General features: G+C 51.5%; 15 protein-coding genes. 8 read left to right on the top strand and 7 right to left on the bottom strand.

Annotation, left to right across the window (positions count from 1 at the left end; translation table 11 throughout):
* Positions 1-12 precede the first annotated feature (12 nt).
* Positions 13-222: a hypothetical protein gene (locus tag P2W70_RS18995; RefSeq protein WP_276483091.1), complete on the bottom strand. Its 210-nt coding sequence runs from the start codon at positions 220-222 to the stop codon at positions 13-15.
* 26 nt (positions 223-248) lie between these two features.
* Here P2W70_RS18995 and P2W70_RS18990 point away from each other — a divergent pair, with 26 nt between their 5' ends.
* Entirely contained in the window at positions 249-887 is a 639-nt protein-coding gene (locus P2W70_RS18990; protein WP_276485380.1) for an aminotransferase-like domain-containing protein, read from the top strand.
* An 18-nt stretch (positions 888-905) separates the two neighbouring features.
* Positions 906-1,583, top strand: coding sequence for a hexitol phosphatase HxpB (gene hxpB / locus P2W70_RS18985; protein WP_276483090.1), 678 nt, complete (start codon positions 906-908; stop codon positions 1,581-1,583).
* Between the two features lie 21 nt (positions 1,584-1,604).
* Here the strand turns inward: hxpB and P2W70_RS18980 are convergent, their stop codons facing one another.
* The 6 genes from P2W70_RS18980 to P2W70_RS18955 all read right to left on the bottom strand — a co-directional run bounded on the left by P2W70_RS18980 (position 1,605) and on the right by P2W70_RS18955 (position 11,943).
* The gene (locus tag P2W70_RS18980; RefSeq protein WP_276483089.1) at positions 1,605-2,489 is read right to left on the bottom strand and encodes a helix-turn-helix domain-containing protein; all 885 of its coding nucleotides are present in this window, start codon (positions 2,487-2,489) and stop codon (positions 1,605-1,607) included.
* Positions 2,490-2,565: 76 nt separating this feature from the next.
* Positions 2,566-4,194, bottom strand: a complete 1,629-nt coding sequence (locus P2W70_RS18975) for an alpha-L-fucosidase (RefSeq protein WP_276483088.1) — start codon at positions 4,192-4,194, stop codon at positions 2,566-2,568.
* A gap of 145 nt (positions 4,195-4,339) precedes the next feature.
* The gene (locus P2W70_RS18970) at positions 4,340-5,683 is read right to left on the bottom strand and encodes a family 43 glycosylhydrolase (protein ID WP_276483087.1); all 1,344 of its coding nucleotides are present in this window, start codon (positions 5,681-5,683) and stop codon (positions 4,340-4,342) included.
* Positions 5,684-5,696: 13 nt separating this feature from the next.
* The gene (locus P2W70_RS18965) at positions 5,697-6,878 is read right to left on the bottom strand and encodes an alpha/beta hydrolase-fold protein (protein WP_276483086.1); all 1,182 of its coding nucleotides are present in this window, start codon (positions 6,876-6,878) and stop codon (positions 5,697-5,699) included.
* Positions 6,879-6,954: 76 nt separating this feature from the next.
* Positions 6,955-8,742, bottom strand: a complete 1,788-nt coding sequence (locus P2W70_RS18960) for a RagB/SusD family nutrient uptake outer membrane protein (protein ID WP_276483085.1) — start codon at positions 8,740-8,742, stop codon at positions 6,955-6,957.
* A gap of 18 nt (positions 8,743-8,760) precedes the next feature.
* Positions 8,761-11,943 (bottom strand): SusC/RagA family TonB-linked outer membrane protein, encoded by a 3,183-nt coding sequence (locus P2W70_RS18955; RefSeq protein WP_276483084.1) that lies wholly within the window; start codon positions 11,941-11,943, stop codon positions 8,761-8,763.
* 394 nt (positions 11,944-12,337) lie between these two features.
* Here P2W70_RS18955 and P2W70_RS18950 point away from each other — a divergent pair, with 394 nt between their 5' ends.
* From P2W70_RS18950 to P2W70_RS18925, 6 genes are all read left to right on the top strand, one after another.
* Complete coding sequence (locus P2W70_RS18950) at positions 12,338-16,444, top strand: hybrid sensor histidine kinase/response regulator transcription factor (protein ID WP_276483083.1); 4,107 nt, start codon at positions 12,338-12,340, stop codon at positions 16,442-16,444.
* Positions 16,445-16,614: 170 nt separating this feature from the next.
* Positions 16,615-17,775: an esterase gene (locus tag P2W70_RS18945; RefSeq protein ID WP_276483082.1), complete on the top strand. Its 1,161-nt coding sequence runs from the start codon at positions 16,615-16,617 to the stop codon at positions 17,773-17,775.
* 8 nt (positions 17,776-17,783) lie between these two features.
* Positions 17,784-18,863 (top strand): esterase, encoded by a 1,080-nt coding sequence (locus P2W70_RS18940; RefSeq protein ID WP_276483081.1) that lies wholly within the window; start codon positions 17,784-17,786, stop codon positions 18,861-18,863.
* 19 nt (positions 18,864-18,882) lie between these two features.
* The gene (locus P2W70_RS18935) at positions 18,883-19,722 is read left to right on the top strand and encodes a sialate O-acetylesterase (protein WP_276483080.1); all 840 of its coding nucleotides are present in this window, start codon (positions 18,883-18,885) and stop codon (positions 19,720-19,722) included.
* Between the two features lie 179 nt (positions 19,723-19,901).
* Positions 19,902-21,824 carry an alpha/beta hydrolase gene (locus P2W70_RS18930; RefSeq protein WP_276483079.1) on the top strand — a complete coding sequence of 641 codons (1,923 nt, stop codon included), beginning with the start codon at positions 19,902-19,904 and terminating at the stop codon, positions 21,822-21,824.
* A 99-nt stretch (positions 21,825-21,923) separates the two neighbouring features.
* A complete protein-coding gene (locus P2W70_RS18925; protein ID WP_276483078.1) occupies positions 21,924-24,326 on the top strand; it encodes a glycosyl hydrolase family 95 catalytic domain-containing protein in 2,403 nt (800 codons plus the stop codon).
* Positions 24,327-24,679: the final 353 nt, after the last annotated feature.

Genomic DNA, 24,679 nt, shown 5'->3' with positions numbered 1-24,679 from the left:
TAACTTCCCTGCTTACCGCTGTTGCCGGAATACACGCATGGCCAGCAATGCCCCGCCAGCCGCCAGGATGCCAAATAACTGAAAGGTTTCGTTTAACCCCAGATCGATGAGCAGGCTGAACGCGAGACTTCCCCAGCCATACCCCATAAACATGACAAAGGCAAAAAGATCTATGGCGACTCCTTTCTTCGGTGAGAGTGTAGTAACGATTGCCGCAAACAAAGGATGCGTAAGATCGAAAGCCAGCGATAACTTACCAAGCCACCCTCGACAAAGAAGAGTTGCTGATCACCGATGGCGCGCTGCAGGCGCTGTACATCGCCCTCGCAGCAGTATGTGAGGCAGGTGATATTGTAGCTGTAGAAAGTCCCTGCGTGTTCTCTGTGCTCGAGGTGATCCGGGTGCTACGCCTTAAAGTGATCGAAATTCCGGTTGATACGCAGACAGGATTCGATGTCGATGTGTTTACCCATGCTTGTGCACACAACCCGATAAAGGCGGTCATCGTAACGCCTAGCTTCCACAACCCAACAGGTATATTTTTATCGGACGAACAAAAACTGGCCTTGCTGAACATCGCGCAACATCACCACGTAGCGATCATTGAAAACGATATTTACGGTGATCTTCACTTTCATGGTCAGCGACCTTCCACCATCAAAGGTTTCGACCACAGCGGGCTGGTGCTGTATTATTCGTCTTTTGCCAAAACGCTGGCGCCCGGTATCAGGCTAGGTTACCTGTCAGCGGGCAAATTTCTGCAAAGGGCAGAACAGATCAAGAAAGGCTTCATCCGGCAGGAGGAGGCAGGCCAGCTCGATGAACTGTCCTTGCCATCGGTGTACCTGGTGTTCGGTAATCATCCCAAGGCACCCCATTACCGATAGAATCAATATCTTGCCAGCATGTTGGAAGCTGTACTATTCGACATGGATGGGTTACTGATCGACTCGGAACCGTTCTGGAAAGATGCCGAAAAAGAAGTATTTGGCGCTGTAGGCGTGGATGTAACCCCCGAGTTGGCACTACAAACCTGTCAAATGACCACGAAGGAGGTTACCGCTTTCTGGTATCGTCATCAACCATGGCCGCAAAAAGGGTTGGACGAAATCGAGCTGGCCGTGATCAACCGGGTAGCTGAGTTGATCGAAGCTGGTGGCAACCAGTTGCCTGGTGTAGTGGCAATATTACAATTGATCAGTAAAGCTGGTTATAAGATTGGTCTGGCTACCAATGCACCACTGGCGCTGGTGCCAACCGTTTTGCGCAGACTGGCTATTGAACATTATTTTCACAGTACCTCGTCGGCCGAGTTGGAGGAAAATGGCAAACCCGCTCCTGATGTATACCTCACCGCCGCCCGCAAATTGCAGGTATCCCCGGCTCATTGCCTCGTTTTTGAAGACTCGACATCGGGCGTGTTGGCGGCGAAAGCTGCGGGCATGAAAGTGATCGCTGTACCGGCCAAACAACAATACGATGATCCAGGTTTTGCTATTGCCGACCTGAAGCTCCCATCGCTCGAAGTATTTAGCGAGGAACATATCCTGCAATTATGGCCTGGTAGCAACGCGGTTGTTTAAAACCGACGAACCGGCGTACCCTTACACGGTGTCGATGGATTGGTTTTGCTGCCGGTATTTATTCGGCGGTATTCCCGTTATCTTCTTGAACAGTCTCGAAAAATAGGGGAGGTTCTCAAAGCCTGTTTCGCTCGCGATGGCTGCATACGATAGATTGGTCGTCGTGATCAGGTACTGTGCCCGCTCAATCCTTTTGATGTGTATGTATTGCAGCGGCCGCTCTCCGGTCGACTGCAGAAATTGCCGGGAGAAATAATCCGGATGCTGGTTGACACGACTGGCCAGCAACGCAATCGTCAGTGGCTGCTTGAGGTGTAGTTGTATATAGCTGATGGTATCGAGTATCTTGGATGGGATAGCTACGGCGTCTGTTGCAGCCGATTGGGCAGTACTGACGAACCGGGACAGCAACTGTAGCAATATGCCCTGCGTTTCGAAGTACACGGCATCGCTCTGCCGGTTGTTCAATTCCTGGTATTCGCGGTAGAAGGCGTTTTTTTCGTATACTTTGGGATTGTCTGACCGGTTGATCCCTCTTCCCGGATTGATCTCCAGTAAACGTTTGATGTTGGCCATGTCGGTCTCCCCAGCCTTTATCGTCAGCAGGTTCCTGTTGTTTTGAAACAGGGACATGCCATCCGGTGTTTCTTCGAAGAACTGGATGAAATACTGACTGAGGTAGTGGCCGCAATAGAGGTCGCACAACGTGAAACTGGGGATCAGGTACAGGTGACCCGGCTCCAGGTTGATCGTTTGTTGTGCATTGGCAATCCTGCCTTCCCCTTCGTCGATATAATACAACCTGTAATAGGGACTCAGCACCTGTTTGTAATTCCAGGTATGATTCAGGTATACATGGTCGATGTGCAACAGGGAAAAAGTATGTCTCAGCAGCCGTGTGTTCATAAGGAAAACAATCCCCTTAAAAGTACAAAACCAGCAGCGATTCTTAGCGGCTCTCCCGCTTTTCCTGGCTGTGCCGTTAAACGGCCCCTGTTATCCTGTAAACGGCCGCTATCGTCTCGGGTTGGTTCTCCGGCTGTTTGATCAATAAGCCCTGGTCGGTATTTTGCCATTGTAAACTGGCCGAACTACCCAGTAGTGCCACCTGTGTAATGGGTTTGCCCTTGAGTGTTTTGATCAGTATTTCCTGGTGTGGATTACCCATGGTGGTAGCATACAGGGTTTTCTCTTTTTGGGTAAAGCGTATATCTGCTGCGGTAAATGGCTTGCCCTTGCCTTCATTGAAACCTTGCGCGCTGAGCGCGGGTGCGTTCTCCATGGCTGGTCCTTCACCATATACCTGGTAGGGAAGTGTATCGTAGATCGCTTCGCTGTTTACTTTCATCCAGGCGGTAATGCCTGCAATGATGGCTTTCTCATCACTATCGATGGTGCCATTGCCTTTTACCGGCACACTCAACAACAGGTTGCCATTCTTGCTGACAACATCTACCAGTGTATGTACCACAGTGGTGGCGGTTTTATAGCGGTGGCGTTCCAATACGCGCTGGTCGTAATGCCAGTTGCCGATGCAGGTATCCGTTTGCCAGGTGTAGGGCAGTATTTCATTGCTTTGTCCGCGTTCTATATCCCATACCAGGCATTTGCGCTGCTGTTCGTTCAGGATCTTACCGTTGATGACAGCCTGTAACTGGCCATGCCGCCTGATACTGGTGTTGTAAAAGTGGGCTGCAATCTTCAGCCCTACATCACTGGCGGGCCATAGGGGCAGCGCCGTATCATCGAAGTACAGCAGGTCGGGATGGTATTGATCGATCAGGTCGATCGTTCGCTTATAAAAGGTATCGCAGTATTGTTTGGAAGGCGGCGTAACGCCATTGCCCCAATCCCATTGCCGGTGGATCATGCCGTTGTCCTGGCTGTTTTGGCTCAGTGGATGATCTTGTGCGTAGAGGTCCTGCGGATCATATCCGTTCCACCACTGGCCTTTGCCGTCGGCTTTGCGCAGTTTACCATCGTAGGCGATGCCTGCCAAGGGACCTTTGGTATCAGATCGTTGGGCTACCTCCATCCAGCTCCAGGCATGGGCTGCGTGTACGCTCACGCCGAAATGAAGTCCATGCGCCCGGGCGGCTTTTGCCCACCCCGCGATCAGGTCTTTTCTGGGTCCCACCCTCACCGAGTTCCAGGGTTGGTATTTACTATTGTACAGATCCAGGTTGTCGTGGTGGTTAGCTAGCGCTACAAAATATTTGGCGCCGGCTTCTTTGTACCATCCTACCAGCTCATCGGGATTCCACTGATCGGCTTTCCAGGCGTTGATGACCTCTTTGAATCCGAATTGGGAGGGATGCCCGTATTTTTTTACATGGTAGTTGTATTGATCGCTCCCTTCCTGGTACATGCCGCGTGCATACCAATCGCCGTACTCCGGTTCGCATTGAGGCCCCCAATGGGCCCAGATGCCAAACTTGGCATTCCGGTACCAATCGGGGGTCTTGTATTGTTCCAGCGATGGCCAATCGGGTTGGAAGGGTCCTTTCGCGATGGACAGGTCGTCGAGGGCAAATGTGCTCAGCGGATGATTGACGAGGTAAGCAGCCGGTGCCAGGCCCAGCATATTTTTCAAGAGGGATCTTCTGTTCATGCGTTCATTTTTCAAATTCAAGCAATGAACAAAAATAGGGTGGACCCCAACACCCGGCTTGCATAGAGCCGACTTTATGTTATTCAAATCCGACCTGGCGTACCCTGCGCAGGTCGACGGGGCAATCCAGGTCAAGTGCACTTATCTATTCAAACTTAATCCAATCTATCGCCACGGGCGTATTTCCCTTCGAGACCAACACTATGTTCTGTATACCGGAAGTGTGCTTTGATACCCTGGCTTTGATGGTCTTCCAGTCGCCGTTTGCCGCTACCCTGACGGTCGCGATAAGCGGGCCTGTGGCGCTGCCGCTGTGTATTTCGAGCTCGCCGGGGCCTTCCGCCGTCGCTTGTATCAAAACCGATTTGAAGGGCTTATTTCCAAAATCGACCGTGTTGTATTGTACCCAGGCATCTGCCGCCGACAACACGGTTTTCCATCCTTTGAACCTGTTGCCGGTATCCAGAAAGGCGATGGCAGCCCCGCGGCTGCTGATGGCCGAATACCGGTCTGGCTGTATTTCGCTATTGACAGGGGTGACGCCAATGCCTCTCAAACTGGGTATTACCTTCCGGATGGTGCCATCACCGTTGAACGAGAGGCTGTCCGCCCGTATTGAGCGTGCTTTATCGAACCCCGGCGAATAATCGTTGTGGTGGTAAAAAAGGTACCACTGCTGTTTAACTGGTAGAATGGAATGGTGATTCGTCCAGCAGCCGGTAGCTGATTCGTCCATGATCACCCCTGTCATCTTAAAAGGACCCAGGGGGCTTTGGCCCATGGCATACTCCAATCTTTCTGTTTTATTTTCCACATGCGGGAAGGTGAGGTAATAAATGCCCTCGCGCTCGAATACATAAGGCCCTTCTTTCAGTCCCTTTGCCGGCAGATCCTGGAAGATGACCGGTTCCGATGCCAGCTCCAGCATATTGTCCTGTAGTTTGGCGCCATAAATATTTCCCTGCGACCAATAGAGGTAGGCCTGGCCATCTTTGTCGATGAACACATTGGGATCGATGCCATGCACTTTTTTGATCGGCGTGGGCTGTGGTACGTATGGCCCCCAGGGATGATCGGCTACTGCCACCCCAATGGCAAAGCCCCTCCCATAAAGTGAATCCGGGGTGGCCGGAAAGTAGAAGTAATATTTACCATTGCGGTAAATACAGTCCGGCGCCCACATACTGTAGCCATCCGGCTTTGCCCAGGGCACGTTGGTTTGCGTTAGTATGGGGCCATGGTCTTTCCACTCGGTCAGGTCTTTCGATGCGAATACATGGTAGTCTTCCATGCAAAACCAACCTACGCGTCCATGTCCGGGCGTGGCCAGTATATCATGCGAGGGGAATACATATACACTATCGCCAAACACCCTGGCGGAAGGGTCTGCTGAATACATATTCCTGATCAGCGGATTCTGTGCCATCGCACTTTGCAGGCATAGCAGCAGGCAGATAACACCTACTTGTCGTAAACGGATCTTTTTCATACGGGTAATGCTATTATTTGAATAACCGGGGTGCAAAATCATTGAGGGCCCTGCGCCAGGTAAGCCATTCATGCGCCGTGCCGGCTGATTCGTGGTATACCAGGTTGCTGATGCCATGGTTCTTTAAGCTGTCATAGGTTTGCCTGGCGCCCTGACCTTCTTCGGTGCCAATGCTGATAAACAACAGCTTCATCTTTTTATTGAAAGCGGCTGCATCCTTGAAGGCCCCATTGTATCCTGTTTCAATGGTGGTGGGTGGGGCATTGCGGTTGAAGGGATTGGGACCAAAGCGGCCTGATCCACTGAAGCCGCCCATCCAGGCAAACTTGTCCATGTTGTTGAGTACGGCATTCCAGGTCTGTGCACCGCCCCTTGACAAGCCAGCCATCGCGCGGTGGTCACGGTCTGTGTAGGTGCGGAAGGTTTTGTCGACATAAGGAATCAGGTCTTTGATCAGGATATCCGTGATATCGCCCGATGCCTTGCGTACATCCGAATTGGTTTTGATGTCTCCACTGGGCATCACGATGATCATTGGCACGGATTTGCCGGCGGCGATCAGGCCATCCATGATATTGGCCAACTGACCTTGCACCGACCAGCCGTTTTCATCTTCTCCCCATCCATGTACCAGGTAAAGTACCGGGTATTTCTTTTTCGGATTCTTTTCATATTCGGCCGGCACATACACGTTGATGTGACGCTCGAGTCCATTGACATCAGACCAATGGTACAGGGAGCGGATCTCGCCATGCGGAATATTCCTGTTGAAGCGGTAATAGTCTCCTTCGGAGCCCTCGGGAATTTCAATACCGGCAGATTCCCAATTACTGCCGAAATAGGCTTCGCTGCCCCTGTCCATGACCGGCACACTGTCGATCATCACAGCATAGTAATGGAAGCCAACGACCAGTGGCGTTGTCGTGTACCACCACACGCCCTTGTCGTCTTTGGTCATGGCGTGTTTGCCCCCCAACTGCAGGGTCACATTTTGCGCGTATGGGGCCACGACCCTAAAGGTGGCCTGGCGGGTGGACGCGTTGACGGCAGGATACTGCGATAAAAAGGTGTTGGTCGAAGCCGGCTTGAAGCCTTCCGGCAGCGGCTGTTCGGCGTTGTTCTGAATGCCTGCAAATTGGGCTGTGAGGCCTCCGTAGGACAGGGCGGCTACCAGCAATAAAGCGATCTTTTTCATAATGGATCAATTTTGAAAGAGAGCCCACCGCACCATCGGTGGATGGGCTCCTTGTACTATGAGCTGAAGTGAATAATCAATAGCCAGGTGTCTGTACCAGTTTAGCATTTTGCGCCAACGCCGTTTGTGGGATCGGGTGCATATACTGCCTCAGTTTGAACGCGTGCGGATGGTTCAAGCCTACTGGCGTGTATACCCAGGTACCACTGTTGTCGGCCTTGGTATTTTCGATCTTCATGCCATGCAGATCGACGGTCAATACCTGGTCGGCGATCTTCCAGCGAATGATGTCCTGGAAGCGTTTGTTTTCGAAGCACAATTCTATTCTTCTTTCCTGGCGGATGGCCTCCCGCATCTGGCTTTGGCTTAATCCGACAGGCAGGTCTGGCAGGTTGACGCGGGCCCTGATGGCATTCATCGCACTGTATACCGAAGCATCCGGGCCTACCGCTTCGTTTTGCGCTTCGGCATATCCCAGTAACACCTCTGCATAGCGGAAATAGATGTAGTTGGCGCCACTCAATCCCGTTGCAGGGCGGTTCCTGGGATTGAGCTTTTTCCGGAAGTAATAACCGGTATTGCTGACGTCTGTGCTGGCAAAGTCGATCTGGTTGGGCGAGGGACGTACCTTGTCGATGCGTGTGTAGATGGTATCCTGTGCCGACATCCAGTCCAATTTGTAAGGAGCGCCATCGTACACGATCCATTTGTAGAACCTGCGTTCGCGGCCTACATAAGGACGTTGGGGGTCGTAACCGGAACCAGGATCGGTGATGGGTTTTCCATTGGCCATGAAGAACTGATCGACCAGTTCCTGTGTGGGATTGTAGTTACCCCAGGTATAGTAGGAGCCAAGCACGTATACCGGACCCCCATACTGTTCGTAATTGGATCCCTTTACATTGGCCACATGCTGCCGGTCCCAGATCACCTCCGCGTTGTATTCGTTTTCCTCCTGCCACAAGGTGGAGTCTTCCGGGAAAAGTCCATAGGTTTTTCCGCCGCCCCAGTCGTCGATGAATTTTTTGAAGGAGCCAGCCGCCGTCGCCCAACGCGATACATCTGCATTGCCAAACCCGGCTATTTTGTTGGGATCGGCACCGCCCACATAGGAGGCTGCGTTGTAGGTGGGACTGGCTGCCACCAACTGCAGGTATGCCTTTAACATCAGCGCCGCTCCAAGCGTAGCTCTTCCTGCATCGGGATTTCCTTTGTTGTATTTAACAGCCAGGTATTTGTTGTTCAGCACCGTATCCAATGTTTTGGTCAGAAAGTCGAGTGTTTCTGCGTACGTGCTTCGTTTTACAAACAAATTGAGGGTGTCTGCCCTGACCTGTGGGTCGAGGATAATGGGCACACCACCCCAGTGCAGGAAAAGGATGCTGTAGTGAAACGCCCTGTTGAACCTGGCTTCGTCGATACGTTTATTGAACCAGGCCGATCCATAATTGGTTTTGTGTGCATTGACCTGTTGTATAAAGGTGTTGCATTTGCGAATGGAGGTGTAGAGCGCGGGCCAGTTGTACCGGCTTACCGTTTGCACGCCGGTAGCGCCGCCGCCAAACAAGGTGTAATTGGTAGATGCCGGATCCAGGTTGCCGTCTTTGTACTTCCACGAGTTGTAATAGAAACCCGCGTCGTTGTCATCGGTGAAGTTGTCAAGGTTTTCCGGTTGGGAATACATATCCGGTAGCTGGTCGTACACATCATTCAGGAAAATATCGGCATTGGATTCGGTGGCCCATTGTGTATTATCATCCAGGCTCACTTTCTGCTGGTTGTCGAGGTCTCTGTCGCAAGCTGATAAACCCAGCAGTACTGTTACCAGGCACGCGTATACGAGCGTATTGTTAACTGATCTCATCTTGTAAGTTTTTAATGGTTAGAACGTGGTGTTGAAGCCAACCAGGAAGGTTTTCTGAATAGGATACCCCTGTTCGCCGGTTGTTTCGGGATCGGTGAATTTCAGCTTACCGAATGTGAAAATGTTCTGACCAGTTACATATATCCGCAGACTCTTCATTTTTACTTTTGAGCTGATGCTGGTTGGAACGGTATAGCCCAGTGACGCGGTTTTCAGGCGCAGGTAGGAGCTGTTGATGAACCAGAAATCAGATGTCTGTCCATTGTTGTTGGTAGGCGCTGAATAAGCTCTGGGATATTTCGAATTTTGATTGTCGGGCGTCCACCGGTTGTTGTAATACTCGTACGAAGAGTTGCTGTTGTTGTTGAAATGGGCTACGGTCATAAAGCCGTATACATTGAAGCTCGACAGGCCCGAACCCTGGAACAAGGCTGACAGATCAAATCCTTTCCAGCTCGCATTGACCCCAATACCGTAAATGATAGCGGGTGTTTGCGGACGGGCAATGACGGTTTCATCGTAAGAGTCGATCTTTCCATCTGGAACGCCATTGGGGCCTCCGAGGTCGGCATACCGGATATCCCCCGGGCGCAGCGTGCCGAATTGAGCGATGTTGTAACCATCCGTACCATTGATGATACCATCTCCGTTTTTGTCATCGGCGGAGGAGAAGAGGCCGAGGGATTTATACCCAAACACGGTATTGAACTGACGGCCCGTTCTGCTTCGCCGGGGATCGTTTTTCGTGATGGGTGACTCGTACAGCTGCACGACCTTGTTTTGGGCATAGGTAAAGTTCCCATCAACAGATAACTGCAGACCATTCTTGAATTTCTTCGTGGTTCCGATCGATAATTCAATGCCATGGTTTTCCATGATACCGGCATTTTCCTGTGCCAGCTGTAGCCCGTATTCCTGTGGTACCACCACATTGGGCGACAGCAGCATGCCTTCCCTTCTTTCATGGAAATATCCTGCTTCGAGTCGTACCAGACCTTTCCATAAATTAGCCTCTACCGCGACATCGGTTTTCTTGCTGATCTCCCAGGTTATATTGGGGTTGTTCTCTATAGATACATACGAGCCTTGTACCAGCGTACCATCGCCATAGGCATAAGCATTACCACGTAGCGGATAGCTGCTCAGGAACTGGAATCCGGTACTGGTGAGGTTGCCTGATTTACCCCAGGAACCCCTGACCTTGAGATAATCCACAAAGGTGACGGAGCGGAAGAAATTTTCATTGGAGATGATCCAGCCTGCAGAAAAGGCGGGGAGGTATACCCATCTTTTGCCGGGCGCAAAATAATAATGCCCGTCATACCTGCCGGAGGCCTCGAGGAGGTATCGCCTGTCGTACGCATAACTGGCGCGGTACACATAACCCACCTGGCTACCTGTGCCAGAACCGCCGGCAATGTCAAAGTCATTTTTATTGGAACTGCCCAATGACAGTTCGTCGATATTGACCGCATAGTTGTTGATGCGCGCTCTGAAGTCATTTTGCTTATTGTTTCTCTTTTCTGCCACCACCAGGCCGGTGATATCATGTTTGCCAAACGTGTTGTGGTAATTCAGGTAAGCCTGCCAGGTGTTGGTGTTGTTTTGCCAGTATTGCTGGTTCAGCCACGAGAAAATAGTGGCACTGGTTTCCTGGGTTGAGTAAGCAGGGGTATACGTATAGGGAGGAGCTGCCCCGCTTTGTGTCCAGTAGATAAAGGGGCGGTGCCATTGCTTTTGGGTGTAATAGTAAGGGTCGTAGCTAAACGATCCCTTTATACTCAGTCCTCTTACAAACGGAAGTTTTTGTTCGAGGGTGACGGTGCTCAGCAAATTGTTGGTGTTTTGGCGGAAGTACCCTTCGGAGTTGATGACGCCAAGCGGTGCATTGCCCGAACTTTCTCCCCATAAGCCATTGCTGAACCGTAGTGGCGCCACCGGGATAAATTTATACACCCCCCTGAACAACTGGCCGGTGCCGCCGTCGACATCCGTTGTTTTTTGAACCGCGCCGTTGAAGGACACTGCAGCGGTGGTGGTAGGCGTTATGTTGATATCGAGGTTCACCGTATAGTTGAACCGATCATAACCCGACCGGTCAAACATACCTTCCTGTTTAAAATAACCCAGGCCGGCATAATACTTAATGGTGGGCGACCCTCCACGGATGGAGAAGTTGGTCTGGTAAATGGGCGAGTGCTTTCTGACCACATCATTCAGCGCATCGGATATGGGGTAAAGATCCGGGTCTTTCGCGTGGTTGTCGGCATAGGCGTCGATATAGGCCTGGCTATAGGTGGGGTTGGTGCCGGTGGGGTTTTCCGTTTTGTAAGCCTCCAGTTTCAGCTTCATATAATCTGTTGCGCTCAGCATTTTGGGCAAATACGTGGGTTGCTGATCGCCATAATATCCTCCGAGACTCAGTACCGGAGCTCCGGTGACGCCTCTTTTAGTCGTGATCAATACGACCCCATTGGCACCGCCCAGCCCGTAGGCGGCTACGGCAGCCGCATCTTTCAACACAGATACGTTTTCGATGTTATTGGGGTCTACTTCATTGATATTATTCCGGATCACCCCATCTACCACAATCAGGGGCGTGGTATTATAGGTGACTCCGTTAACGGTGGTACCCGTGGTGGCTATGCCTCGTACATATATAGTAGCATTGTCTGCCCCGGGGCGGCCGCCGTTGGCACGGGTAATGACGCCGGTAGCCCGGCCGGCTAGCGAATTGGAAATGTTGGCAGCGGGAACTACCGCCAGTTGTTCTCCTTTTACCCTGGCTACGGAGGCGGTAGACAATTGCTTTTTCTGGGTGCCGTAGCCAATCACGATGACGTCTTCCAGTGAATTGAGTCCCGGGCTCAGGCTGATCATCAGATCGGTCGTTTCCGCTTTGACGGTTACCTCTTTCGACTGGAAACCGACATAGGTGATGACCAATACGGCAGATCGTTCCTGGATAGTAAGGCTAAAACTGCCGTCGGCGGTAGTCGTGGTCGCATTGGTGTGGCCCTTTTGCGCTACGGAGGCGCCTACCAGTCCATTCCCTTTTTCATCCAGCACTTTTCCGCTCACCGTAAAGGCAAACAGGGGCGGGTGATTGCCGTAGCCGGCATCATTGGCCAGGGTGGCTGCGCGGCATAATATACACGCAAGAAAAAACCATAATCTGATGTGGCAATCAATTCGTTTCATACAATGCTTGTTTTTGGTTATTAATGAAGGGTTCTCATCAGGTACGGCGCCGGTAACTGATTGTGCAGAATGGCATGTAGGTAACAATGCGGGGAAATAATACCGGAGTACAAAGTGGGATGGTTAGGAGGCAATGCTCCCGGGTGGGCAATCTTGTTCATAATGGCAGCAGTTTGGCAGTTACAATCACTGCGCTTGGTGAAGCAGTGTAATGCAATCAGTTAGTAATAATACAGCCAGTAATATTTTGAACTGGCACGTGCATAAAATTCGATAAATTGACTATCGATGCATGGGACATTTGTTGGATATTATGTCATAAATGTTCGGCATTACTTGTCAATTTTACTATTAATCTGATCTTGCACACCGGGCTTTCCATATACTGCTTGTCATGAAATATTTATACCTACTGCTGCTGTTGCTGCTGGCCATCACGGGTTATGCACAGCCAAAGCATATTAATTTTACCTCCATCACGGTCAAAGACGGGTTGCTGTCGAATTCCATTTTTGCCATCTTAAAAGACCGGCACGGACTGATGTGGTTGGCGACGACCGATGGACTCAATAAATATGACGGCACCAATTTCACGGTGTATCGGAATATCCCCGACGATAGCAACAGCCTGCGGGCCAACGAAGTATTGGCTTTACACGAAGACAAGGCGGGCAATTTGTGGATCGGCACGGGTGGGGGAGGGCTGAGCCTTTACAACCGACGCAAAAACACTTTCGAGCATATTACCATTAACAATACGGGGTTGACGGGTAATGCGGTCATCAAGAGCATTTGTAGTGACAATCGTGGTAAACTCTGGATCGCAGCATACGCGCGGCTATACGTCATGGATATTGCTACCCGTTCTGTTTCAGAAGTTTACCTGCCGGATGCAGACGGCAACGCCGTAAAGACAGTGGTGGAAACGGTCGTTGAAGACAGCCAGCACCGCATATGGATCGGTACGTACGATGGCCTGTTTTGCTATACGATCGCCACCAATACCTTCAAACGGTTCGTGAACCGGGAAGGTGACCCCGCCAGTTTAGCCAATAACCATGTACGGGCGGTGGCGCAGGATGGCACCGGAACGATCTGGGTGGGCACGCGAAATGGTCTCAGCCGGCTGTTGCCTGGCGACCAGGCCTTCCAGACCTACTGGCATGTGCCTGGCGACGAAGCGTCTTTGAGCGATAATGCTGTGACTTGTATCACGGCCGACAATGAAGGGCTTTTATGGGTGGGTACCAGGAACGGACTGAACGCCCTGGATATCGCTACCGGAAAACTGACGACCTACCGCGCCGAAGACGGCAATATCTTCAGCCTGACCGGCAAAGCGATCAGTTGTGCCTGGTTTGACAAAGACGGTATTTACTGGTTCGGCACCTTTATGCGTGGTATCAACAAGTATGATAAGAATATCAACCTGTTTGGCCTAAAACTGAGCAGTTCCTTTAAGAATAATGGTGGCGTACCCCTCATCGTGACCAGTTTGGCCGAAAAGCCTTCCGGTAACACGTATGTCTCCACCTACGATGGCGGTCTGTATGCATTCAACCACAGGAACGGCCAGGTAGCTCCCCTCCCGATCCGGTTGCAGGGACAGCCCCTGCCGCCTCTCCCCATCATGGCCATCCATTTATCACAGACCAGCAAATTATACCTAGGTACTTATGGAAAGGGGGTGATCGTATGGGACAGCCATACGGGCCAGGCCCGGCAAATACCAATTGAAAACCCCTCTGGTAACCTGTACAGCCAGGATATTCATTGTTTTGGTGAAGACAGCCGTGGTAACACCTGGGTAGGCACCAACGGCGCCGGCGTGTATGTTATCCGTGATGACAAGGTGGTGGAAACATATAGCCCGTCACCCAAAGGTGCCGGGGAACGTTTTTTGCCTATCAATGGTTATATCCGGGCGATCGTAGAAGATGCGGATAAAAATATCTGGATCGGCACCCACGGCGGTGGGCTGGCCGTCTATGAACCCGACAAAGATGGCTGGACGATCTATACCCAAAGCAATAGCCGGCTACCGAGCAATAAGATACAATCTCTGCTTTGCGATAGCCATGGCAGGATGTGGGTGGGGACCGATGGCGGGGGCTTATCGCTTTTTAACAAGCCGCAAAAACAGTTTACGCGCTTCACGGAAAAAGACGGGTTGCAGAATACGACCATTTACCAGATCGTGGAAGACCTCGCCGGTCAACTCTGGCTCAGTACCAATACGGGCATCAGCAGCATGGACCCGACCGCTCAAAAGTTCAGGAATTTTACCTATCACAATGGTGTGCAGAACAGCAACTTTTTTCATGGGGCTGGCATACGGTTATCCGGTGGGGATATCCTTTTCGGTGGCCTGGATGGGATCAATTATTTCAACCCGGCTGCACTTACGGTAAACCGCAATGTACCCAAGGTGCTGTTAACCGATCTCAAAGTGTCGAACAAGTCGGTTGTTGCCGATAGCGATGCGCCAATTCATGAACATATTTCCATTGCGGAGGAGATTACGCTCGATTACAAACAAAATTTTGCGTTGAGTTTTGTGGCATTGAATTATACACTGGCCAAACAAAACCTCTACGCCTATCACCTGGAAGGACTGGATAAGGACTGGAATTATACCGGGACCAACAATACGGCTTCTTATACCAACCTCGATCCGGGTACGTATGTATTTCACGTAAAAGCCAGTAACAACGATGGTATCTGGAATACCGCGGAATCGCGGATAAAAATAGTCGTGCGGCCACCGTTTTGGCGTACCACGGCTGCCTATGTTTTTTACGGGCTGTTCATTGTTGGCCTGGTGCTGTACAGTCGCTACCGGGTGCTGTTGGCGCTTCGACGAAAATTGGCCCGCGAACAGGAGCAGCAACAGGCGAAACGTTTGCTGGAACTGGATCGGCTGAAGTTGAAGTTCCTGACCAACCTGAGCCATGATTTCCGAACGCCGATCTCCCTGATCGCAGGTCCTGTTGAACAACTGATCGATGGCGAAAAAGCCACTGGCAAGCTCGATAAACTATTTATCGTGCGGCGAAATGCTAAAAGATTGCTCAACCTGGTGAATCAATTGCTTGATTTCAGGAAGCTGGAAGAACAGGAACCGACCTTGCAGCCATCAAAAGGAGATTTTATTGCTTTTGTAAAAGATACGTCGGAATCGTTCCGGGACCTGTCTGAAAGAAAGCATATCAATTTTTCGTTCAGCAGCACGATCGATCACCTGGTCACCTTTTTTGATCATGATAAAGTAGAGCGTATTCTATTCAATTTATTGTCCAACGCTTTTAAGTTTACCCTGGAAGCAGGACAGATCAGCGTGGTGGTAGACCATGCTCCTGAGAGGCAGGATGGTAACCATGCCTGGGTAAAATTGCAGGTGATCGATTCAGGCATCGGCATTCCGAAAGAAACATTCGACAGGATCTATGATCGCTTCTTTCAACATGATGCTTCTTCGGCTATTCTGAATTACGGCACGGGGATCGGCCTGTCGATCACCAAAGAATTCGTGAAGGCGCATGGCGGAACCATTCAGGTGGACAGTGAGAAGGATAACGGCAGTACGTTTACGATCTATTTACCGCTTGGTGTTGACGCCGGGGTGGCTGATGAGATCGCGCACGCTATACCGGAGGTCGGGAAAACAGGAGCAGCTAAAAAGGTGAACGGGAAAGAACACAAGAAGGCCTTACCCATCCTGCTTTTGGTGGAAGACAATGACGATTTCAGGTTTTACCTCAAAGACAACCTGGGAAACGACTATATGGTCATTGAAGCGGTCAATGGAAAAGAAGGTTGGCAGAAGGCGCTGGCGCATCATCCACAGCTGATCATCAGCGATATCAGTATGCCGGAAGTGAACGGGATTGATATGGTCCATAAATTAAAGGCCGATAAACGGACGAGTCATATTCCGGTCATTTTGCTGACGGCCCTGAACGATCAGCAAGAACAGATCAAAGGCCTGGCTACCGGGGCCAATGATTATATCACCAAACCATTTGATTTCGAAGTGCTACAAGCCAAGGTGAAGAGCCTGCTCGAATTGAATAGCGCTATGAAGAGCACGTATGTTAAACAGATCACCATTACACCAGAGGTTAGGATCGATTCGTCTGATGAAAAACTACTGCAGGAAATAGCCGCTTTTTTGGAACAAAATATTACCAATCCCCAGCTCTCGGTAGAATGGATGAGCAAGCAGTTTGGCATGAGCAGGAGTACTTTATACACGAAATTGTTTGAGATCACCGGACAAACGCCGGTCGAATACATCCGTTCTTTCAGGCTGGAGAAGGCGACTTTGTTACTGGATAAAAGCAATATGACGATTGCGGAGATTGGTTATCATGTAGGTTTTGCCACGCCCAATTATTTTGCCCGGTCCTTTAAACAGAAGTTCGGCATGCTGCCTTCCGAATACATGGCTGGTCAGCGCAAAGACAATGCAGGGCAGCGGGGGGAAATGAAACATACATAATGGAGATAACGTTGAAGGGCATGATGCCTGTGGGTTTGATTGTATCAATTGTCTCAAAATGATTGGCGAGCCGATCTGCAGCACGGGAAAGTTTATATTTAATGCTGCTGAATGGCAACCTCGTTGCCTGTTTTAATCGGGTAGCCCATTATTATTGAACCAACTGCCATATGACACTACACACGATCTGCCGGCTGCTAGTTACGACCACGTTGTTTTTCTCCGTTGCACCAGCCAAGGCCCAGCCGCCAAGAGGGCCGCTGGTGATCTCTCCGCAAGTGAACGCCGACAAATCAGTTACCTTTTGCTACCTGGCCCCTAAGGCCCGGGAAGTAAAGCTTAGCGGCCAATTTATTAAGGCCCCCGTTTCGATGTTGAAGGATACGGCAGGTATCTGGCAGGTTACTACCGCGCCCATACCGCCCGATATCTATCCCTATAGTTTTATCGTGGATGGCGTCAATGTGATGGACCCGGCCAATGTCGCTTTCTTTCCCAATGAGCGATTCAAGGCGAGCCTCGTCGATATTCCCGGCGACACACCTTTGGTGCATTCCCTGCAAAATGTGCCACATGGCGCAGTTTCCTATACCTATTATCCATCCCTTTCCGGTACCACCGGTTCGTTGGTTGTTTATACCCCACCAGGGTATGATAATGATACCAACATAAAATACCCTGTATTTTATCTCATCAGCGGTACTACCGACACGGAAGAGACCTGGTACAAAGTGGGTAAAACTAATTTCATTCTTGATAACCTGATCGCTGCCGGCAAAGCCAAGCCGATGATCGTGGTGATGCCTTATGGCAACCTGGAGGCGAGGGTCGCCGAACAAAAAGGTGGCATCAAGCCAGGTGATCCCAGCTCCCGGGAAGGCGCGGATGCGCTGATGCGGGCGAAGAACTTCGACAATGACCTGCTCAAATACGTAATACCTTATGTGGATGCGAATTACCGGACCATCCCTTCACGGAACAGCCGCGCTGTAGGCGGATTTTCCCGTGGTGGCGGTCAAACGCTTCGGGCGGCCTTTGGTCATATGGATAGCTTTGCCTGGGTATGTTGCTACAGCGCTTATCTCTCAACCCAGGAAATGGAACGCAGCTATCCCTTCATCTATGAAAAGGCAGATAATACCAACAAACAGTTCAAGCTGCTGTGGGTGAGTGTCGGAACGGATGACTTCCTCTACAAACCAACGGTGGAGTTTTTGGACTTCCTGAAAGCCAAACAGGTGAATTACAAAAGCCTCATCACCGATGGTGGCCATACGTGGATGAACACCAGGAAATACCTGGCTGCTACCGTTCAATTGTTGTTTCAATAACAGTCTGTATGATAAAAAGATTGCTGATCCTGTTGCCGGTGCTGACACTGGCGTTGCAAGAAGGCCTGGCACAACGCCCACCCGCTATTCAATCGCCTGAAGTGCACACCGATCATAGCATTACCTTTCGTTATTATTCACGCGTCGCGCAGACCGTTACCGTCAAAGGTGAGTTTGCCAATACGTCTTTTTCACTGGTGAAGGATACATCGGGTATCTGGAGCGTGAGGGTGCCGCCTGTGCAACCTGATATTTATCCGTATAGTTTTGTCGTTGACAATGTAGAGCTGGCGGACCCCAACAACACCTATATCTTCGCCAATGAGCGTTTCAAGCGAAGTATTGTAGATATCCCTGGCGATACACCGCTCGTTCATGTGCTGCAACAAGTGCCGCATGGGCAGGTAAGCTACCGCTACTACCATTCCACTACGCTGGGTGTTACGCGTACGCTGCTGGTGTACACGCCACCCGGGTTTGCTGCCGGAACCGGTAAAAAGTATCCGGTGTTGTACCTGATCCACGGTGGTTCCGATACGGAAGAAACCTGGACCAAGGTAGGGCGAGCCAACTTCATTGCGGATAACCTGATCGCGCAGCGGTCGGCTACGCCAATGATCATCGTAATGCCCTATGGAAATGTACGGCCCAGGCCCATGGCAGATTTTACAAAAGATGTAGTGAATGATATCATTCCCTTTATCGAGTCCAACTATCCGGTATTGCAAGATAGTAAGCATCGCGCGGTTGCCGGTTTTTCGGTAGGCGGCGGACAAACCCTCAATATCGGCCTTACCAATACGGATAAGTTTGCCTGGATCGCTTCGTACGCACCGTACACCGCTACCGAAGAATTTCAAAAGAATTTTTCCAATTGGACTCCCGATGCCAATGTCCTCAACCAGCAACTGAAATTATTTACCATCAGTGTGGGTACAGAAGATTTCCTGTACGAACCTGTCAAAAAAAATATTGCGTTCTTCACAGAGAAGAAAGTCCGCGTGAAACCCTATATCGTTGCAGGTGGACACACCTGGATGAACTGTAAGCAATTCCTGCGCACTACGCTGCAGGAGATTTTTAAATAGTGTAAGTAATTACTACATCATGTCGAAAAAGTGTGTATCCGTTCTGTTGGCAGCTCTCCTGCTATTGGGGTCTGGCACGTATGCCCAGGACCCCAATTTTTATGTTTTCCTCAGTTTTGGTCAGTCGAATATGGAGGGCAATGCGCGGTTTGAGCCGCAGGATACCGTGTCGGTCGACCCGCGGTTCCGGGTGCTGGAAGCCGTGGATTGTCCCAATCTCAACCGCACGATGGGTAACTGGTATACGGCGCTACCTCCTTTGTGCCGTTGCCGCACGGGATTGACCCCGGTAGATTATTTCGGCCGCAGGCTGGTAGCCTCCTTGCCGGCCAATGTAAAGGTCGGCGTGATCAACGTGGCGGTTGGCGGCTGTAAGATCGAGTTATTCGATAAAGACCACTATGAATCTTACGTGTCTACAGCACCTGATTGGCTGAAGAATATGGCGCGTGAATATGGCGGCAATCCGTATGGGCGGTTGCTGGAGATGGCGAAGCTCGCGCAACGGGATGGCGTTATCAAAGGTATACTGCTGCACCAGGGCGAGTCGAATACGGGTGATACTACCTGGCCATCAAAAGTGAAGCTGGTCTATGACAACCTGCTGAAAGAACTCGGCCTCAATGCAGCCGCCGTGCCACTGCTGGCCGGCGAGGTCGTCCACGCCGACCAGGGCGGTGTATGTGCCAGCATGAACAAGATCATTGCTTCCTTGCCCCAAACGATTACCAACGCTCATGTTATTTCGGCTGCCGGGTGTCCAGATGCGGCAGATAACCTGCACTTCAATGCGGCAGGCTACCGGATGCTGGGAGACCGGTATGCGGAAAAAATGCTGGCGTTGCTTGGCGTTAAGTAGAAGATGTCGGTGAGTGGCATCGACACGGGGAACTTGTTGACGAAATGGTGCTAAAATGTTCTAATCTTCTCAAAACCATGCCGGCAGGGGCGGGGTGACGGGCGATGTCCCGCGCTTTTGGTACTTTCATACCTTACAAAAGGATCATTCCTGCTAACCTATTCCAATCATTCGCCATTATGAAGAAAACGCTATTCCTGCTATGGAGCGCCGGCCTGATCGCCGTAACGACGCTGGCACAGCCTGCTGTTAAAGAAGCACCTGCTGGTTTCGATTTCGTACGTGACGGCATTGCACACGGTACGATCGATACCATCACCTATGCCTCCAAAACGGTAGGCAGCAACCGCCGTGCACTGATCTATACGCCTCCGGGGTTCTCGAAAAAGAAAAAGTATCCTGTCCTGTACCTGTTGCATGGTATCGGCGGTGATGAAAAAGAATGGTATACGCACGGTAAACCACAGATCATTTTAGATAACCTGTATGCCGAAGGTAAGCTGGAGCCGATGATTGTGGTATTGCCCAATGGTCGTGCCATGAAAGATGACCGGGCTACCGGCAATATCATGGCGGCTGATAAGGTGCAGGCTTTTGCCACCTTCGAGCAAGACCTGCTCAATGACCTCATTCCTTTCGTCGAAAAGAAATACCCGGTCTTGAAAGACCGGGAGCACCGGGCTATTGCCGGCCTGTCGATGGGCGGTGGTCAATCGCTCAACTTCGGATTGGGTAACCTGGATCGATTTGCCTGGGTAGGTGGATTCTCTTCTGCCCCCAATACCAAACTGCCGCAGCAACTGGTACCCGATCCGGAAGCCGCAAAACGTCAACTCAAACTGTTGTGGATCTCTTGCGGCGATAAGGACGGACTCATTACCTTCAGCAAGCGTACGCATGATTACCTCTACGAAAAAGGTGTGCCGCATGTGTACTATATCGAGCCGGGTGTGCACGATTTCAAAGTGTGGAAGAATGGCCTGTACATGTTCTCTCAATTCCTGTTCAAACCAGTTGATACAACGACCTTGACCTCCTATACGTTGTTGGGCACGGCCGCAGCTACCAATGTGCGGTCGGCGGGTTATCCGCAAGTGATGCCCGATAGCCGGGTGGCTTTTCGCATCAAGGCGCCCGATGCTCAAAAAGTGCAGGTAGACCTGGGCCGTAAGTATGACCTGGCGCGTGATACCGGCGGTTACTGGAAGGTAACCACCGATTCGATCAGCGAGGGTTTTCATTATTATTCCCTGTTGATCGATGGGGTGCCACTGGCCGATCCTGCCAGTGAAACATTCTACGGCATGGGGCGTATGGCCAGCGGTATCGAGATTCCCTTCAAAGGGGGCAGCTATTATGCCTTGAAGGAGGTGCCGCATGGCGATGTACGCATCAAACGCTATTTCTCGACCGTCACCAACAACTGGCGCCGGTTCTACATCTATACACCACCGGGGTATGATCAAAGCACGGCTGCTTTGCCGGTATTGTACCTCTTGCACGGTGGTGGAGAGGACGAACGTGGATGGGCCACACAAGGCAAAACGGATCTGATACTCGACAACCTGATCGCTGCCGGTGCGGCGAAACCTATGCTGGTCGTGATGATGGATGGCAATCTGGGAGGTGGCGCAGGCGGCGGAATGGCCGAACAGGCGTTGCGGAGCTTTGAAAACGAACTGAAGCAGGTGGTGATCCCCTTTGTGGAGTCCAATTACCGTGCAGCGAAAGATGCCAAACAGCGGGCCCTGGCGGGTTTGTCGATGGGCGGTATTCAAACGTTGTATGCAGGTATCAAAAATACTGACCTCTTCGGCTACCTGGGGGTGTTCAGTTCCGGATGGCTGCCGATGCAGCAAACGATCTCCGATGCACAATACAAGTACATCAGTGATAACCTGCCTACAGTGAGCAATAACCTGCAACTGCTCTGGATTGCCATGGGTGGTAAAGAAGATATCGCATTCAATAATTGCCAGGCAATGATGAAACGCTTCGATGACCTGAAACTGAAGTACACCTACAGCGAATATCCCGGTGGCCATACCTGGCCTGTATGGCGTAATAACCTGTATACTTTTGCTCCACTGTTGTTTAAATAAGATACCTTTTGCTGTAAATAGTTTCGCATGTACAAATTGTCGTTGTGCTTACTTGCTTTTTGTTTAGTGCAAACCGGCCGGGGCCAGGGGCCAACCGGTTTGAAATTGTGGTATGATCAGCCTGCCGGTCGGGTATGGGAGCAGGCTTTGCCGGTGGGCAATGGCCGGCTGGGTGGTATGGTGTATGGCAATGTACCGCTGGAAACGATTCAACTCAATGAACACACGGTATGGAGCGGCAGTCCCAACCGCAATGACAATACGGCCGCCCTGGCGGCGCTGCCCGAAATGAGGCAGCTTATTTTCAACAATCAGCACAAGGAGGCGGAAAAGCTGGCGCAGCAGACGATCATCAGCAAAAAATCACATGGACAGATGTTTGAGCCCGTCGGTAACCTGCAACTGGCCTTCCCGGGGCATGCATCGTATAGTCATTATCACCGCGACCTCGACCTGGAACAGGCTGTGGCAAAAACGGCTTACCAGGTAGATGGTGTGACGTACACCCGCGAGGTGATCGCTTCCCTGGCGCAACGGGTCATCGCCATACGGCTGACGGCTTCGCAACCGGGCAAGCTCTCCTTTCAGGCATATTGGTCCACCTTACAGCCCCGGGCATCGCGTAGCGTCACAAAAAACAACACGCTGGCCCTGACGGGCACCACCATCGATCATGAAGGCGTACAGGGGATGGTGCAGTTTACGGGTTTGGTATCCATTAAACCGGAAGGTGGCCAGCTGCTGCGCAATGATACGGCGATCACGGTGCAGAACGCCAACGCAGCCACCCTGTATATTTCCATTGCTACCAATTTCAATCATTATGCAGACCTCAGCGGTGACGATAGCGCGCGGGCAGACAACTATCTTCGACAGGCGGCAGCATTGCCGTTCGCCTCGATCAGGAAGGCGCATATAGTTGCGTACCAGCGTTACTTCAACCGCGTCAAGCTGGACCTCGGCACTACCGCTGCTGCACAACTGCCGACCGATCAGCGATTGAAAAACTTTGCTGCTACGCAGGATCCGCAGCTGGCTGCCCTGTATTACCAATATGGCCGTTACCTGTTGATCTCTTCGTCGCAGCCAGGCGGGCAACCGGCCAACCTGCAGGGTATCTGGAACCACCAGATGCGGCCACCGTGGGACAGCAAGTATACCATCAACATCAATGCAGAAATGAATTACTGGCCGGCCGAGCGCACCAACCTGGCCGAGCTACACCAACCATTTATTCAAATGGTGCGCGAGCTCGCGGTAACGGGACGTGAAACGGCTCGGACTATGTATGGTGCCCGTGGTTGGATGGCCCACCATAACACCGATATCTGGCGGGCTACCGGCGCCGTGGATGGCGCGCTGTGGGGTGTGTGGAGTGCCGGCGGGGGCTGGATGATCCAGCATTTGTGGGAGCATTACCTCTACAGTGGCGATCGCCGGTTCCTCGATTCGGTCTACCCTGTGTTGCACGATGCGGCGTTGTTCTATGTAGATTACCTCGTCGAACATCCCACTAAAAAATGGCTGGTCGTGAACCCGGGTATGTCACCGGAAAACTCGCCGGCGGGTCGCCAGGGTGCTTCGGTCGATGCGGGTGTTACGATGGATAACCAGATCGTATTCGATGTATTTACGACCGTGATCCGCGCGGCGAAAGTGCTGGGCAGGGATGGAGCGTTTGCCGACACATTGCGCGCCATGCGTAAACGCCTGCCACCGATGCAGGTGGGCAAGCATGGTCAGTTGCAGGAATGGCTCGAAGACCTCGACGATCCCAACGATCACCACCGGCATATCTCGCACCTGTACGGGTTGTTTCCGGCCAATCAAATATCAGCCTATCGTACACCGGAACTGTACAGTGGCGCCCGGAATACCCTGGTACAACGTACCGATATCTCTACCGGCTGGAGCATGGGCTGGAAGGTAAACTGGTGGGCACGTATGCGTGATGGCAACCATGCCTACCAGTTGATCCAAAACCAGCTGACACCGGTGGGGACTAACCGCGAGGGTGGGGGCACTTACCCCAATCTGTTCGATGCACATCCCCCGTTCCAGATCGATGGTAATTTCGGCTGCACGGCGGGGATCACAGAAATGTTGTTGCAATGCGCCGATGGTGCCCTCGACCTGTTGCCTGCGTTGCCGGATGCCTGGCCATCGGGCAGTGTAACCGGACTACGTGCCTGGGGAGGTTTTGAAGTGGTGGAACTGGTGTGGAAGGAGGGCAAAGTGGTCAAGGCGGTTATCCGCTCCAAACTGGGGGGCAACCTGCGTGTGCGAACGCCCAATGCCCTGAAGATGGGCGGTAGCCACCTCCGGGAGGCGCAAGGTGAAAACGTTAATCCCTTCTATTATGTAGAGCCGGTCGCCAACCCCGTGGTATCGCCGCAGACGACCATCAGCACCCCCGAACTGAAAGCGACGGTGGTGTATGATATCCCGACCAAGGCGGGAGGGGTGTACACGTTGGTGCCTGGCGCCAGCGCTGGCCAATAACAACCTGTTTGATTGAAACTTATTGATGACTCCCGGTTCAGCAACGAGCCGGGAGTTCTTTTTAGGCGGACATGAAAAAAGCCCGATGTGGAAACATCCGGGCCTATATTGCTAAAATAAAACTACTGCTGTAAGCTGCCTGTTACCCTGCCGTTGCTTGCTTACGGACTATGCTGTTTCGGAGTAACAGACAGTTACAAAGTTGCCGCTACTTAACAGCTTTTGCTGGCTGAATTGTTGCCAATCCTAGCACAAATGTTCGACAGTACGGTTCGTGATCTAAAAAGTCCGGTGTAGCAACTTGCGGATCATTGGCTACAACAAAGCCAGTTGCCCGCAGCGGGGACACAAAA

Origin of the sequence: Paraflavitalea pollutisoli (assembly GCF_029360705.1) — a bacterium.
GTDB lineage: Bacteria > Bacteroidota > Bacteroidia > Chitinophagales > Chitinophagaceae > Paraflavitalea > Paraflavitalea pollutisoli.
This window is presented reverse-complemented; position numbering and strand designations above follow the sequence as displayed.

Bases quoted from the DNA above. Each gene is read 5' to 3' on its own strand.
- P2W70_RS18965 (WP_276483086.1), bottom strand. From the start codon at position 6,878: ATGAAAAAGATCGCTTTATTGCTGGTAGCCGCCCTGTCCTACGGAGGC.
- P2W70_RS18960 (WP_276483085.1), bottom strand. From the start codon at position 8,742: ATGAGATCAGTTAACAATACGCTCGTATACGCGTGCCTGGTAACAGTA.
- hxpB (WP_276483090.1), top strand. From the start codon at position 906: ATGTTGGAAGCTGTACTATTCGACATGGATGGGTTACTGATCGACTCG.
- P2W70_RS18975 (WP_276483088.1), bottom strand. From the start codon at position 4,194: ATGAACAGAAGATCCCTCTTGAAAAATATGCTGGGCCTGGCACCGGCT.
- P2W70_RS18935 (WP_276483080.1), top strand. From the start codon at position 18,883: ATGTCGAAAAAGTGTGTATCCGTTCTGTTGGCAGCTCTCCTGCTATTG.
- P2W70_RS18980 (WP_276483089.1), bottom strand. From the start codon at position 2,489: ATGAACACACGGCTGCTGAGACATACTTTTTCCCTGTTGCACATCGAC.
- P2W70_RS18940 (WP_276483081.1), top strand. From the start codon at position 17,784: ATGATAAAAAGATTGCTGATCCTGTTGCCGGTGCTGACACTGGCGTTG.
- P2W70_RS18945 (WP_276483082.1), top strand. From the start codon at position 16,615: ATGACACTACACACGATCTGCCGGCTGCTAGTTACGACCACGTTGTTT.
- P2W70_RS18955 (WP_276483084.1), bottom strand. From the start codon at position 11,943: ATGAAACGAATTGATTGCCACATCAGATTATGGTTTTTTCTTGCGTGT.
- P2W70_RS18970 (WP_276483087.1), bottom strand. From the start codon at position 5,683: ATGAAAAAGATCCGTTTACGACAAGTAGGTGTTATCTGCCTGCTGCTA.
- P2W70_RS18950 (WP_276483083.1), top strand. From the start codon at position 12,338: ATGAAATATTTATACCTACTGCTGCTGTTGCTGCTGGCCATCACGGGT.
- P2W70_RS18930 (WP_276483079.1), top strand. From the start codon at position 19,902: ATGAAGAAAACGCTATTCCTGCTATGGAGCGCCGGCCTGATCGCCGTA.